Genomic DNA, 16,965 nt, shown 5'->3' on the forward strand with positions numbered 1-16,965 from the left:
CAAGAGAGGAGAAACGTATGAATACAATCAATTTGCAAGACTCTTTTTTAAACAACGTCAGAAAAGAAAAGATTACCATAACCATTTTTCTGAACAACGGATACAAGCTTACAGGAACAGTTATAGGCTTTGACAACTATGTGGTTTTTATAGAGACAGACAAGGGACAACAGCTTGTTTACAAACATGCAATAACATCAATACTGCCTTACAAACAAGTAAGACTGTTCAGTAACGAAATAATCGAGGAGTAATAAATGTCAACAGAAGAAATATTATGTAAACAGTTTGGCATAAGCGAAACTGTTTTTAACTATGTAACAAAAATTGAAAAAGATTTAAAAGAAAAGCACTTTGAAAAAATCGAAAAAACCAGGGAAGCAAACCAGTACAAGGTAATACACGCCATGCAGGAGCACAGGCTGGACTACACGAATTTTTACTGGAACACCGGCTACGGCTATGATGACGTAGGAAGGGAAAAGGCTGAAAAAATATTCGCATCCGTCTTCCATACTGAAGATGCCCTCGTGAGACCATCCATAGCTTCCGGAACCCACGCTCTGTACCTGACGCTGTCAGCACTGCTTAAACACGGCGATGAAGCGATTGCCATATCAGGGCGACCATACGACACTCTCCTGACTGTGCTTGGTGAAGAAGGAAACGAACCCTGCAACCTGAAGGAAGCAGGAATAACGTACAAGGAAATACCGCTTTACAACAACGACATAGACTGGGAAAGCGCCATAAAGGCAGTAACGCTTAAGACAAGGCTTCTTATGATACAGCGTTCCACAGGCTACAGCTTCAGACCGGCTCTGACACTGGCGAAAATAAAAAACGCCATCGCTAAGATCAGAGAAGTTTATCCGAATATCTGGATAATGGTAGACAACTGCTACGGAGAATTCATAGAAGAAATAGAGCCTTCAGACATAGGAGCCGACGTAATTGTTGGATCTCTCATAAAAAATCCCGGCGGAGGAATCTCCCTATCGGGAGGATACGTGGCAGGCAAAAAAGTAATAATAGACCGTGTGGCAAACAGGCTAACAGCCCCCGGAGTTGGAAAGGAAATAGGCCTCACGTTCGGTACCACCAGAAACACGCTGCAGGGGCTGTTTTTTGCACCACACGTTGTAAGCGAGGCTGTAAAGGGAGCTATGCTGTTCGGTGCGGTTTACAGTTCCCTGGGATTTGAAGTGACTCCAACCTTGGATGATTCAAGAAGCGACATAGTGCAGGCCATAAAGTTCAACAACAGGGACATGGTTGTTAAAATATGTGAAGCAGTGCAGGCAGCATCCCCTGTTGATGCCCACGTGGCGCCTGTGCCATGGGATATGCCAGGTTACACAAACCAGGTAATAATGGCTTCCGGAGCCTTCGTCTCAGGTTCATCCATAGAACTAAGCGCAGATGCACCCATGAGACCGCCCTACATAGCATACATCCAAGGCGGACTGTTCTACGATCACTGCAAGCTGGGTGTGATGCTGTCCCTTCAGAAGATGATGGAATTTGAAGAAGTTAAAAACAAAATATAGCAGGAATCCGTATTGTCAAAATACGGATTTTTTATATAATAAGAAAGTTCTCTTTCTTATTTTATAAATACGAGGATTGCAAAGGACGGGACGTCCTTGCCGTTAGGGGGGGTGCGGAGTCAAAAATGCGCAAGCGTTTTTACGCCGAAGGGGGACGTAGGTCCCCATAGCGGAGTTGCGGAGCAACTTTTTTATTGCGAAATATTTACAAAATATTTGAAATTTGTAGTTTTTGTGATAATATATTTCCAGGGGAGGGAATAATATGCAAAAGCATTCGACTATTTACGTACCTAGGATCAATAGGGAACTTTCAAAAATAAGCAAATTTCCTTTGACCATAGTCACTTCACCCATGGGCTACGGGAAATCAACTGCTGTGAAGCAATTCCTGACAAATAGCGGTCTGAGACACATCTGGATTTCGCTGAACGAGGCTTCAAGGGACACCGGATATTTTTGGAGTGTCTTCACAAAAAGAATTTCCGATATCCATGAAAAGCTGGGTAATTCCATGGACGGGCTTGGTTTTCCTCGGGACAGCATGCAGTGTTCCAGAATCATAAACCTGCTGAAAACGAATTCACCTCATGATGATTTCGTTCTGGTGCTGGACGATTACCAGTTTGCAGAAAATGAAATGCTGACTGATTTTTTGATGTCTGCTGTGAAAAACCGCATTCCAAACTGCCACATAGTAATCATCAGCCGATACCTTCTCAAATATGACTTCCATGAAATGACCGACAAGAACCTGGTTTGTTCAATTGACCAGAACACCTTAAAATTTAATGATGAAGATGTAAAAAATTATTTTTCCAACATGTCCATGTATATAACAAAAGATGAAATTTCTCATATCCAACGATTGACAGGAGGCTGGGCTGCGGCTCTTTACATTGTCTGCCGCGGGCTTGCTCAGGGCATACCCCTGGCAAACATAACGGAAATAAGCGACCTTCTGAAAAAAGCTCTCTATGAAGCTTATGACACGAAGACCAGGCACTTGCTGTGTTTATTGTCCATACCGGATGATTTCACGGCCGACATGGCATCCAGCATCACGGGTATTGTTGGACTTGAATATGAAATTGAACGGCTATGCAGAGAAAACGCATTTATAAACCTTGATTTGACAACAAACAAGTATACCATACACAGCGTGCTGAGGAGCTTTCTGTTTAAGGAAGCCATACTTTTGGGCATTGACACACAGGAAATCTACAGACAGGTAGGACTTTGGCACCTTGAAAGAAACCACATAAATCAGGGATTTTACTATCTGTTCAAAGGTGAAGACTATGATACCATGCTTAAAGAGCTGGAAAAACCGGCGCTTTACGTTAAATCCTCAGACAGACCAATGATGTTCCATTATTTCGACTTCCTGCCGGAAAAGCAGCTGAACGATCACCCTATAGCGTATCTTAAATTTGTTTTGATGTTTATCATTACGGGCGATAAGAAAAAGGGTGCCGTCCTGCTGCAAAGGCTTGAAGAAGAGCTGCCGGTCAGACACTACACATACAGCGACATGACAGAAATAAAGGCTGCCATACACCTCATAAAGGTGTTTTTGTCATTTAATGATCTGGACACGATGATATTCCATACTGATGCGGTTTTGGAGCTTCTTGAAGGAAGAGCTTCTGTTATTTCCAGCTTTCAGGGACCTTTTTCCTTTGGAAGCCCCCACCTTAGTTACATATATTACAGGGAGCCAGGAACCTATAAAAAAATTTCCAAAGCTCCCCTTGAAAAGTATGCAAGAGCATCCGGAGGGGCAGGAGTAGGTTCTGAAGCATTGTGCAGTGCTGAATACTGCCTGGAGACGGGCGATGCTTACAGCGCAGAAATTTTAGCCATCAAATCTCTCTATGAAGCAAGATCTTCACATCAGACATCAATGGCAGTTTGTGCTGTTTTTACTCTGGCAAGAATTTATATTCTGCAGAACAGGTATACGGAAGCTCTTCATGTGCTCATGGAACTGGGAGTTGATGTGGAATCAAACGTTGAGTCAATACTTCTCAACACCTACGACCTGTGTCTTGGCTACATTTACGCATGTGCAGGGGAATACAAGAACATTCCAAAATGGATTCGTGATGGCGATATGACTATAAATTCGCTCCTTATGCAGGGAGCTGTGTTTTCGTATGTTGTGTATGGTAAATCGCTCATCTTGTCTGAAAACTGGGCAAAAGCTGAAGCACTGTGCGAAACCTTCAACAACTATTTTAAAATATTCAACAATCAGCTTGGATTTATTCATAACTGCCTTAATCTGTCCATTGCAGCTTATAAAAGAGGCAATGCTTCAAAATCAAAATCTAATCTTCTAAATGCTCTATCAATCGGACAGGCAGACGGCATAATGATGCCATTTGCAGAAAACGGAGCAAATTTGCTTCCAATACTTCATGGGGTACATGAAAATGACGGGATTAACATGGAGTATGTTTCAAAAATCATTGAACTTTGTTCACGATATGATGATGTAGTTTCAAACTTAAATAACACCATACTGACACAGCGCGAAGTGGAAATCCTGAAGCTTGTGTCAAAGGGCATGAGCCGCAGCGAAATTTCAGAAAAACTTATAATTTCAACCTCTACCGTTAAAACCCACATCCAAAACATATATCAGAAGCTCGAAGTGAGCAGAAAAAGTGAGGCTCTGGAAAAAGCCGCCCGGATAAATATCATATAAATAAGCCTTTTTGACCGATGGAAATTTTCATCTATTCCCCTATACTATTATAGGGGGATATTTTTTTGTGGAGGTGATGGTGATACTTTACTTTATAAGCGCAGTTCCTAAGGATGACAATACTTTAAGCGTTCAATTTTCGGATAGCAGCAATGTTGAATTCCCCATAGGCAGCTTATTGGTGCAGTTTCGTTTCAGTCCTTTAAAGGATAAAAAGGTGTGGGAGAAAGTCGAAGTTTTTCCCACCCATCTGGAATGGAACTCGGGAACATTTCAGGTGAACCTAAACATTGAAGAGATTGTTCCCAATTATAACTTCATAAAATTATGGGAAGGAGGTAAATATGTTTAATAAAACTATTTCATTTGTCCTGGCGGTTATGATGGTAGCTGCAGCCTTTATTCCTTTTTATGCCTATGCGGGAACTGCCGTACCTGCCATGGACAATGTATCTATGAACAAAAATATCCAGTACCATTACCAGGATATATCGTATAACTTCGATGACTCTAGTACCCCGTTGCCAAAAAAAGGAATAGGACCATTGTACGATGATATTTTTTTTACCAATGCTGATGTGTACTGGACAAGAAAAATTGATAAGACAATAGGCTACGTCACTCCGGGCGAAAGACCAACTGGTTCCTTCGGCTTCTGCATAGACCTGAAGAAAAGCAAGCTTCTCGGAGCAGTGAAAAAAGGAGACCTTTACGCCGAGTGCACCGTAAATGCCAGAAACTATGACCTGGACGGTGATTTTGGCAAGGCGGTCATAATTCCATACAGCAACACAGGAGTTTATCTGACCGAATATGCAAGTGCAGAACATGATTTAAACAACAACTGGGGCGATGTTAAAGTTACTAGTCCGTACATCAGAAGTGATGCATACTACCTGGTGTTCAGCGCGTACGGTGAAAGAAGAGGGGGAGCATTTAACACGAACCTGAACTTCGATGTCCATTCCATCTATGGAAAAATCATCGATAAAACAGGTCCCAAGGTCCTTAGCATATCCGATCCGGCTACAGACAACAGCGGAAATCAGTACATAAGGCAGGATATTAACAAGAATGATCCTTCCATCTATGTGACCATGGATGAGGACTGCACATTTGGGGTGAACAACACGGTTTTTCTAAAGAACACCGCCGAAAGGGAGTACATAACTGACCTGATTTATGTAGGTGAGATATCCAACAACGAAGGCAAGGTAACCTATAAATTCAGAATAAACATGACTGGCGGAAGAAGTGACCATTACACAAATGTACGACTTTGTACTCTGAGTGCAAATGACACCATGGGGAATCCCTTACAGCAAGCATACACAGACCTTAACAGAATCGAGTGCAGCAAACGAATGGACTACCAGGCGCCCTTAAACACATACGATTCTAAAATAAACAATTTGAATGATATGAAAATAACCGATGTGTTCGGCCTCTCAAGCGTTACTTACAGTCTGACGCTGAAAAACACATCAATAAGCATCATCGGAAACAGATGGACAGTCGGAGACCTGGAAAATCAGCCGGTTTCCACTGCAAAAAAAGAAGTTCCCATGGAACTGAGCAAAATAACATTTACGAAGACCGGAATCTATGACCTCACGACAACTTCTGCGGATCTGGCCAAAAACCAGATTAATCACGGAGTCAGCAATCTCTTTTTTATCTCGGATTCTGATCCCATAAGAGCGACTCTCAACAAAAATAACGCAAAGTTCAACCTGTCCTCCGGAGACATTTCACCGGGAACAACCGATGCTCTCACTACCATGACTCTATCCCTAAACAGCAGCGTTGTTCCTGCCAGCATGCTGACAAATGCAAAGGTATATTACAGGTGGGTAAGCAACAGGGATGATTCTTTGCTGTCAAAATTCAGCGACGAAAAGAGCAGCTGGAAAGAGGTTTTATTCAAAACAGGCAGCTGTGAGACAGAAGCCTTGACTATCCCCGTATCATATGAAGATGACGGCACTGCCGAATACCTTAAACCCATGTTTGAACAGGGATACCTATATGTGATTCCCTATGTGGGCGATTCCATTTCTTCACCTGCATACAGGACAGGCAGCATGGCCCTGGGAGGAGATGTTTCAACAGGCATAATTCAAATGCTTGAAAGCAACCCGGTGAAAGGTTCATTTACAGACAGAGGATGCAGCTGCACAGGGCAGACTCCTGCCGGAAACACTGCCGAAGACCATTACAGAGCCGTAAGAAACCACACCATGGACATAGGCCTTGATGTTAACCCCGAAGACAATTCAAATCTCAGCAATATCATGTGGTCCATAAGCAAGACCGGAGTGACCAATGCTGTGGCGGCAAGCGGCACCCTAGGAAAAAGTACCTCTACGAACAAATATGACATTCCAATTTCATCGGTAAAGGGAACCTCAGGAAGCTACACCGTTACAGCGGCACTTTATTCAAGCTTCGGGGACGTGACCATAAAAAAAATGAATCTGAACATTGAAAGTCCTATAATAGGAATAGGCTCCATACTTTACAATCAGGAAACACAAAACCTTGACTTCAGCGTGACTTACAACAGTGACTCTGCTGAACTTAAAGACATAATCATTGAAGTATGCGGAAGGGACATCACCCAGTTCACAGAGGAAATACCCTCTGACATGGGAAGCATGTACGCCGCAACTGCTGTAAACACTGAAGAGTGGGGCGAAGCTATTTTTGCAAGAACTGCATTCACTCAGGATCCTACGAATCCAAAGCTTATGAAATCCAGCTTCAGAGCATCACTGACCAACATGGAGAAAGGAGGAGACTCCTTCGTCACATTGTCCGGAGAAAAGAGAGTTCACCTGAAATATGTCACTTCAAACAATGTAACCGTGGTTAACAACAACGTGGCAACAATTAAAAAATCGAGAATTCCTCCAAGCATAACCATGTCTGATGCGGCATCTTCAACAAACAGATACCTTACTGCCTCGGACTACAACGATGCATCAAATCCGTCCATAAAGGTGGTGGCGGAGGAACCCATTGGAGTTCTTTCCACGCTTAATTACGGCTGGGTAGACAATGCGAACACATCCCTTGTGACCACAGGCGGAGCCATAGGAGGAACTTCTGTGTCACTGGGCACCGATACCGGCAAAATAGAATTTTCACCGGTTATTCCGGAAGTAGCAGAAAAAAGCAGCGAGCTTTACAGGATGTACTACCTGTCGGTTTATGCGGAAAATTCATTCGGAAAAAGTTCCGAGAAAGTATTCGGTCCATTTTATGTCCTGAATGAAAACATAAATGACAAGAGATTTTTAATAACTGTTACAGATAAGGTTCTCGCCGGCAATGAAGCGCTGGTGGCTGTCGATGACAGGCTTTACTTCATAGAGGAGCTGCAAAAGGCTGACCGCATGAGAGTAACCTGGCAGGAAGCGGAAAATGACAGCAACATTGTAGTCAAGGAATACAGCTTAAGCTTCCGGAGAAATGCAGGCAAAGGCTATGAACCTTCTAATTTGTCCATGGTCAGAGTTAATTACCCTGAGCTTTGGGACACCGGAGGCAAGGGAGGCACATACACACTATCAAAAGTTGAAATATACAATTCAGAAGATAAGGGCAACATAGTAAAAGCACAGGGGCCCTTTGGCATCGTTCAGACGCTTCGAAAGTACTCCCTGACAATTAATCCTGTCAGCAGTCTGCATGCTTTTAATGTTTCCTCAAGCCAAGAAAACACAAGCATACAGTATGGCTGGTCAGATAGTAACCTTGATCTTCCGTCCTCATGGACACTGTCAGCAACAGGAACATCCGGAATAGAAATTTCCTCCGGCGCGAAAGGCAACCTGCTTAACAGCAGCAGTTACCTTTTTGTAAAGGCATGGAACAATTATTTCAGATCGGGTGTCTGCGTTCACGGGTTTGCACCTGAAGAGGCCATTGAAACGCAAAGCATAACCATAGGAGAAGAAAACGGCGCATACCTGGGACCTGAGATACCTATCAGGATTCAGACAGCACAAGCAGATAAGATAGTAAGCCTGGAGGTATATGATAAGTTCAGCGCCACTTCCATGTCTGCCATAAGCGTAAGCAAGGTTTACAAAATTTCAGACAGCCAGGTGTTCGGACTTGTACCAGCCCTCACAACAAGCGGCGGTGCCATAAGCTGCAGGGTAGTTGTAAACGGTATGGACAAGGGAGAATATACAGCAGAATTCTTGGATTCCTCCCGAAGCCCTCTGCATTACACCGTATCAAACAGAACCATAACACTTGACAACTCTGTTGAACCTTACGATTACCAATACTACAAAATGTATGACAGCTTCGGAAGATCCTTTGAATTTACAGGTAACAGCACTGAAATCTTCAACAGCGGAACATATGTAATAGTATACAAAAACGCTGACAAGCTGTACGCAAAATCCATAGACATTAATAACATTGTTTATACGGCTGACGATATTCATTTTTCCGTTGTACCTGAAACGGACGAGCATAATGTCACAGCTTATGCAACAGCAACAATAACCATGCCTTATGGCTCTTTGATAAGGGACATGTACGGCGTAATGACAAATGTTGTTGCAAATGAAGGAAATGTTGAGGCAACGGCACATTTGTCAAGAAACGCCACATACGTCTTTGATGTTGAATTTCCTGACGGCAGTCATACGAACTACAGCATTGCTATTGACTGCATACATGAAAACATTGTTCCGGCCATGACCGTTTCAACCTCACCGTCTGCCATAACATATGACCCGTCGGGTCCGTTGCTTACAGCCGGCAGCGTAAAGGCAAACCTTAATTCGATGCTTGAGGCTTTGAACAACTGCGGTTTAAACGAATACATGTTTGTATCAAACGGAAGATACAGCTTCGCAGCAAATGAAAACGGAGCACTGGTTGAATATGTATCGGTGGTTGACTGGATTGATAAAAAATGTCCCGAACCCACGGTGACCAAGTATGTATGGTACGACAAGGACAACGACAAGCAGGTGGATGAAGGGGAAAAAAACATAGTCATTCCTTCCGGATACAAGACAAAACAAAATATCATCACAGAAATTATATTTCCATACGGACAGCAGGATTCAAGACCTGTGAAACTAATAGGCTCCGCTGACTTTATAGCAGATGAGGATTATGTGCTTGAATCAAATCCTGAATTCGCCTACAAGTATGTGTTTGCGTACTGTCCTGACGGCCTTCAGCCTGTAAGTGTACAAAACCTGATGTTTGAAGACACCTTGGGCAACAGGATGAGCTACACGCTCACCATAGATGAAATAGACAGAGCAGCTCTTCTTACTCAGCTGAACTATAGCACCATGGACTACACAAACAGGGATGTTGTGGTTTCCATGCTGGCCAACAAGGCTGTACAAAGGTTCGAAAACGTTGAAACGATAGATGCAGATGGCAATGTGGCAATTTCCGAAAAACAAGCTTCCCCGACCTATGTGTTCAGGGAAAACGGAACCAAAGACTTCAACTATCGGGAAATAAACCTTGTGGAAGGAGGAGATGAGGGGTGCCTGACAGCAAATGTCACATGGATTGACAAGAGTGTGCCAGATGTTATAGTGGACTACGATGCAGGCTTAACAAACAAACCATTAAAAATAAGCTTCAAAGTTATGGACGGTTCATCAGAAGGTGCGTCACTGAAGTGCGGCATGGTTCCCATAATGCTTACTTCCTCCGGGGATGACCTTGACGGTTCATACATTGTTTCAGACAACGGCAGGTATATTTTTACGGTAAGCACTAAGTACGGAAACACATCAACATTCATAGTGCCGATTACAAACATCGATACATTTTCTCCTGAAATCAGTATCACCGGAAGAAGTGAAGTGTACATAAGAAAAGGCGAGAAGTACTATGATCAGGGAGCAACTGCTTATGACAACCGAGACAAAGACATTACAGGCGCCGTAAAGGTACAGAACAGCGTTAACACAGCAATTGCATCAGGAAGTGATTACTACGAAGTGGTTTACACTGTAACTGACAAGGCAGGAAATACCAGCAGTAAAACCAGAAAAGTTCATGTAATCGATATAAGTTCTGCTGTTGTCATCATTGAAAATAACATAGTCGATTTGCTCGGTCAGAATATTTATAACGTTACGGTTCCTGACTCCGGGATAATCTATATGGAATTTGTCGGAACAGAAGGTTCCTATACAGCTAAGTATCAGGCGGGAGAGAAAGACTCTTCGGGAAACTGTTACGACAATGCCTATTTCAAGCAAAACGGCAAATACCTGTCAAAATCAGGAACAATTACGGTCAGCGAGGGCATATACACGTTCCATGTTCAGGATCAGGAAAGAAACACCCGCATATTTAAAATTAACTTTATTGAAAAGTAACTATAATGTGGTGCAGGTGGTCATAGGATCACCTGCATATTTTAAGAAAGGAGAGAAATATGTTCAAAACATCAAAAAAGCTGACTTCACTTGTATTATGCATATCGATGATTATCTCCGTTGCAGCCTCTCCTGCTGCTTTTGCACAAACTCAGGACAGCTGGGATGAACCGGTTGTGCAGATAGATAACGGCATAATTCGGGTAACGGCAGCCAAACAGACCGGACGCTTCATTGCTGAAACAGTAGGCGGAATACCGAACAAGGGTACTGATGACAATCAGGACCTGCTTTATGCCAACCGCTTTAAGGGTCCGGAAACATCCTATGCCTCAGTCAGAATCGACGGAGAAGATTTCATATTTGGAAACTCCTACGGCTTTATGGGAATTGAGGGCCATTACACCACATCACCGTACATAGATGCAGAAACAAACAGTATAATCAGCCAGTGGTCTGCAAAGGATGTAGTAATAACCCAGAAAATATCGCTCGTCAGCAATCCAAAACTGCCAAGCGTAGGAAATGTATATGTGGAATACGAGATGGTCAATAAAAGCAGCACAGACAAATCCGTGGGACTGAGGCTTCTTCTGGATACGAAATTAGGTTCAGTTGATTCTCCGGCTCTGACAATACCCGCAGGGGGATTCATATATAAAGAAGCTGAATTCACTGCAGATGAAATACCGTCCGTCTGGTATGCCTTTGATCAATATTTAAGCCCTAAAATAATTGCAACGGGCACCGTTTCAGGCGAAGGGCTCACAAAACCGGACAAGCTTCAATTTGCTGCCTGGGGAGATGTTTCACAGACTAAGTGGGACTACACCATAGACCCAGACAAATCAATTATACAGGTGCTGGTTGACGGACTTTTGTACGAAGGTCCTAACGGAACATATCCCGACAACTCAACTGTCATCTATTCAGTAAAGGATAGCTGCGCAGTGTTGTACTACAATCCCCAGAAGCTTGAAAGCGGAGGTAAGAAATCCGTAAAAACATCCTACGGGGTCGGTGATGCTTCACAAAAGGACGGAACTCCAAGCTACAGCATCAGCCTTCAGGGTACTGACAAGCTGAACATGAAGCAGGACAAATCCGGTTACACAGTTGACTACGTCAGCGCTGAATTCAACATAGACAACAATTTTGACAATTCTTCGAATCTGTTGAATGCTCAAATTGAACTGGAGCTTCCGGATGAACTTGAGCTGGTTGAAGGAAGCCAAAAGATTGTCTTAAGCAGCGTTACGAAAGGTGATTTTTACAGAACCATTTGGAAAATAAATCCAAAGGTTCAGGAGAAATTCACCGTGTCCGCTTATTCTGTTGTTTTCAGAGCTGAGGGAATGACAACCCAAAGAATAACGAAGGTTCTGATCATGGAAGGCAGTGAAAATACCATGCCGGAAGTGACGTTTCTTGATTATGCTCCCAAGGCTCCATTTTATGTGCTTGACAAGTACAGGACTGTATCTGTAAACGGCAGCGGCTTCAGCCTTTTTGGCAGCGCTGCGGGTCAGCTTATGGAAGCTAAACTCATTAAGGGAAATCAAGACTTCACCATAGGCATGAATTCCATAAGCTGCACTTCTGATTCGGTCATAAGCGTTGTACTGCCTGACGGCATACCCTTGGGCACATACGATTTGTACATTTCGGCAGCCGCAGCAACCGGAAACAGCAGTCATAGCAAAACATTCAAAAGCTCCGTCACCATATCTGATGACATCAGCTACTCCCACAATCTTGTTAAGGAAATTTTGCTTCCTGTTGTCATGAAAGGCGACGGCAAGAACACCCCTGAAGAAAACATAACTGTTAAAGGCATATTCATAGACAACGGTGACGGTACGTACACGTCGCTGGGCGCAACTTTGAGCAATCCCGTAATCATAAACAGCACACTGAAGTTTGCAGGCGGAACGCTAAGAATAAACACCAATCCACTGAATGCTTCCATATGGGCGGATGACGGCACCCTTTGGTGCGAAATAACAAACGAGAACAGCAATTCATACACCCAGGCAATCATAGCGCAATACGGCTTTAAGTTTGAAACATACAGCAGCATGGAGGATGAAGACACAAAGGTAAGGATGGTTTATGACCTGGATAAGCCCGGTGCCAATTACACAAACGACGTCTCATATAAAAACATACCCATAAAGCTTCACAGCATCACACTCAATACCTATGGCATAGACATAAACGGTTCAATGAGCATACTTAACCCTTTGACCTACATGACAAACTACAATAAAACAAGCGAAGAAGTTGAAAAGCTTCTGGGAGAGCTTGGAACAGGCTACTGTCAGGCTGAGCTCGGAACCATAACCATGGACCAGGACGGATTGAACATAGACGGAAAATTTTCTTTCCAGATGCCTTTTGTAATGTCATTGTTCTCCGGAACCGATGCGATTCTTGAACTGAATACACGTGAAGAGCATGTTGCTGTAGAAATAGGCGTCAGCGTTGGAAACCTTCTTCCGGTTTCAGCAGGCGTAAAGACACGCATAGGATTCAGGCGCGGCAGGTTTGACGAGTATTACGTAAGCGGCTCCTTTCCCCAGGCCATAGAGGTTGCACCTCCCATACCCATAGGAATATCAGGCCTTTCCGGAGGAATAAAAAACACTTGCTTTCAGGGAGCATTCCCAATCACCTTTGTGCTTGGACTTTCCATTTCCGACACCATTGAAGCCATGTCATTCCAAAGCTACAATCTGTTTTCAATGGAAGGGGAGGCTGAAGTATCTCCGTTTCACTACATAACCGATTCCTCTGCTTATGTCTACATGATGAAGATAGGAAATGTAAATTCAAAATTTGTTTGGTGGACGCTGGATCCGACCATTGAGAAAAGAGGGCTCAGGGTTGAAGGTACCATCATCTACTATGTGTTCGAAGGAAATGTTATGGTATCATACTTTGAAGGAGAGGGTTTCCTGGGCAGAGGGACACTTACGGTAAAGGTCCCTGAAATCATACCAATAATCGGAGGCCTTGAGCTTGCAGGAGTAGGCACCGAAATAACCGAGTACAGCATTGCAGGTTCTGCAAAGGCTCTTGGAATGGACATCGGCATAAAGTACTATTTCTATACAAACAATGTGGAATTCCTTGAACTGCAGGAAGAACTTGAAAGAGCCAATCACGGAATAGACGTGGAATACAGCGACGGTTTTGTGGCCGAATACGGATTCAACTTTGTGCCAATTCAGTTTACCAGAAGCTCAGGTGAAAACTCACAGTACATAACCGAGCTCAACCTTACCAGAAGCAGCAATGCCATACTGGTTCTAAAAATGTCACAAGAACAGTATCAGAACCTTAATGAGGACAGCATAAAGATAATCAATCCGGCAGGAGAAATCATGAAGCTGAAATTCATAAACAATACAGACCTGGTTGATCCGGAAGGCAACATCCGCGACATAGATTATGAAGGCTTCGACCTTGCTGCAGTGAAACAAAGAGTGAAACTCACAGATACGGAATATGAATACATGGTTTCGATACCCTTGGCTTCGCCTGAAGATGGCCCATGGGCAATAGTCACCAATGGAAGCATGGAGCTTCTGCCTTATTCATCCATGAAAAATCCTGAAATAACAAGCCTTGATTCAACATACGCAAGCGACGGAAAAATAACCGCTAACTGGATTTTAAACGGCGAACCGGACACCTTCAGACTGTATATCATTAATTCCGATCAGGTTGGCAAGGATGAACTGAACAGCCCGGCTAATCTTTGGGGTAAAGGAAATCTGCTTTACGGTCAGGAAATGAAGTACAAAACTGAAATCGATCAAGCTACAGGCGGCCTGGTACAGATTGAGGATGGAGTTATTTACACCGAGCCTACAAAGGACGGCGAACATGGAACATTCACAACGGAGAAATTGAATCTGCCTACGGGGACATACTATATATATGCAAAAGCAGAAAAGGAAAACACTGTTTCGGCCTACAAGGTATGCATGCTTGAAATCTTAAACCCTACAACGCCGGATGCACCTTCGGGGCTCGCGGTGGAAGACATAGGAGACAACCGAATAAGAATATCATGGGATGCCGATTACACAATGAGCAGGTACTTCATTTACAGAAAGCAAAGCTCCGGCGAAAAATACGATACGGGTTCTCCTTATGCTGTATATGAGGTAAACAGTGACGGCGAGCGAAAAGACAGGTTTGAGATAACAGTATCCGGAGATGAACTTGACGAAATGAATCCGTCAACGGTGACGTATTATTTTGACGTAAGGGCCGTAGGCACGAAAAAGACTGCGCTGGCAGCTTCTTTGTCTGCGTCAGACTTAAGCGGTGTAACCGTCGGCATACCTTCTTGCGGTCATGTGAGTGTTTCAGCTCCGGAGGAAATCTCCGTTTACACGGAAATAAGATCTGCAGATGACAAGATGTTTCAGCAGTCTTATGTTGAAAAGGACAATGACGGAATAGACCAGCTGCGCTACAAGTACGTTACAAAATCAAAAAATGCCGTCATAAGCAGCTCCTCTGATACACCTGTTTTGTATAAAGTGGAACAAAACGGAAACAAACTTCCAGTTGAAACCGGATTTGTTACAACATTCAGTAAAAATGTGACTCTGAAAGAGGGAATAAACTATTTTATAACAACCTATGAAAATCAGGGCGGTGACACGTTAACTGAAGAATTTACCGTTGAGCTGGACAACAAAGCACCTTCTCTCATAATCACAAAACCACAAAACGGAGATGTAGCACTTAACGGAAAGGTTACAGTTTCAGGCACCACGGAACCTAACTCCGTTGTTTCAATAAACAATGTAAACTGCACGTCTGACCAAGACGGTAATTTTTCTCGTGAGGTTGACCTTGGAACATCATTTGTTTCGGAAATAACCGTTGAAACCAGGGACGCGGCAGGCAATGTGACCAGCGAAAATTTAAGTGTTTTAAATGACATGATAAACATTAAAGACATAACACTTGTGCCGGAATACAAAGTTGCAGCAAACGGCATGACACAGCAGCTTTCAACCTATGCTTCCACAGACGAAGATATGGGCGAAAAAATACCTGACAATCTTGTGAAATACAGCATAACGCAGGGAAGCGACATAGCTTATGTCAGTGCAGGTGGGGTTCTTACAACAAAGTATGCCGGAACAATCATAGTTAAGGCAGAATTATATGTTACTGACAGCTGTTCCTTAAGCGACAGCATTGCAGTGGAAGTATCCGGAGACAAGAAGCAAAGCAGCAGGTATTATCCTCCGGTTTATTCAAAGGAAGAGCTTACATGGCTGGCAGGAAGCAGCATGTCTATAAGCGGCGGCATCATCAAAACCGATGACGGAGTGATTCTGAATGTACCTAGCAAGGCCTTGCCTTATTATCAGGATAATGTAGATATTTACATTTACAACGACATTCCTGCCATACTGAGCAAAATGAATGTTCCGTCAGGGGCCTATGCAGCCAGCAGCCCCTACTATATAAGCCTTCTTACTGATTTTGCCGTTCCGGCACAGCTTACCCTTCCCGTGAACGGTTATGACAGCGCATATGTATATTACTTTGATGAAGAGATTGGTGCTTTGATCTGCAAGGGCGGCACCATGTCCCTGGACAAATGGACAGTTACTGCTGACATAACGAGACCCGGAACATACATAGCTTTGAACTATGCGACGCAGAGCATATTTGATGATGTGCCTTCCGACTTCTGGGGATATGATTATATTTACGGGTTGAACTTCCTTAATATAGTTGACGGCTATGATTCAGACGGAAAAACTGTTTTCAGACCGGGACGAAACATAACAAGATCCGAGTTTATAAAGCTTCTGGTTATGGCCTGCAGCATTGATGTGCATAAAGCACAGGGTATTGAGCTTAAGTTTGAAGACAGCAGCAGCATACCCCAGTGGGCGGTGCCTTACATTAAAACTGCTGTGATGAAAGGACTTGTTAACGGAAAATATATCGACGGCAAAAATTATTTCGCTCCGGATGATTACATTACCAGGGAAGAGATTGCTGCCATGATCGGGAGAAGCCTCGCGAAGGGTTCTGACAGCACAAGAAATTTCAGCGACAGCACGAGCATCAGTCCATGGGCTGCAGAAGAAATTCAAAAATTGGTTGGGCTTGGTGTTATCAAGGGCTACGACGACAATACCTTCAGACCTCAAAACAGCGCAACAAGAACAGAAACAGCCGTAATGATTTACCAGCTCATCAAGGTTTTGAAGTAGTGTACATGCCGGCAATTTAATTTTGCCGGCTGTTTCATTGAAGTTTAATACATTTATAGAGG

General features: G+C 43.5%; 6 protein-coding genes. All 6 read left to right on the plus strand.

Annotation, left to right across the window (positions count from 1 at the left end):
- Window positions 1-17: 17 nt before the first annotated feature.
- Window positions 18-254 carry an RNA chaperone Hfq gene (gene hfq, locus AAGU76_RS01990; RefSeq protein WP_342483759.1) on the plus strand — a complete coding sequence of 79 codons (237 nt, stop codon included), beginning with the start codon at window positions 18-20 and terminating at the stop codon, window positions 252-254.
- 3 nt (window positions 255-257) lie between these two features.
- The gene (locus tag AAGU76_RS01995) at window positions 258-1,550 is read left to right on the plus strand and encodes a methionine gamma-lyase family protein (RefSeq protein WP_342483760.1); all 1,293 of its coding nucleotides are present in this window, start codon (window positions 258-260) and stop codon (window positions 1,548-1,550) included.
- A gap of 265 nt (window positions 1,551-1,815) precedes the next feature.
- A complete protein-coding gene (locus AAGU76_RS02000; RefSeq protein WP_342483761.1) occupies window positions 1,816-4,263 on the plus strand; it encodes a LuxR C-terminal-related transcriptional regulator in 2,448 nt (815 codons plus the stop codon).
- A gap of 79 nt (window positions 4,264-4,342) precedes the next feature.
- Window positions 4,343-4,615, plus strand: coding sequence for a hypothetical protein (locus AAGU76_RS02005; RefSeq protein WP_342483762.1), 273 nt, complete (start codon window positions 4,343-4,345; stop codon window positions 4,613-4,615).
- Window positions 4,608-10,643, plus strand: a complete 6,036-nt coding sequence (locus AAGU76_RS02010; protein WP_342483763.1) for a DUF5011 domain-containing protein — start codon at window positions 4,608-4,610, stop codon at window positions 10,641-10,643. The genes AAGU76_RS02005 and AAGU76_RS02010 overlap by 8 nt, the downstream gene beginning before the upstream one ends.
- Window positions 10,644-10,702: 59 nt before the next feature.
- Entirely contained in the window at window positions 10,703-16,903 is a 6,201-nt protein-coding gene (locus AAGU76_RS02015) for an S-layer homology domain-containing protein (protein WP_342483764.1), read from the plus strand.
- The last annotated feature ends 62 nt before the right edge of the window (window positions 16,904-16,965 follow it).

It is taken from the genome of Sedimentibacter sp., from assembly GCF_038562225.1.
In the GTDB taxonomy this organism is placed as follows: Bacteria; Bacillota; Clostridia; order Tissierellales; family Sedimentibacteraceae; genus Sedimentibacter.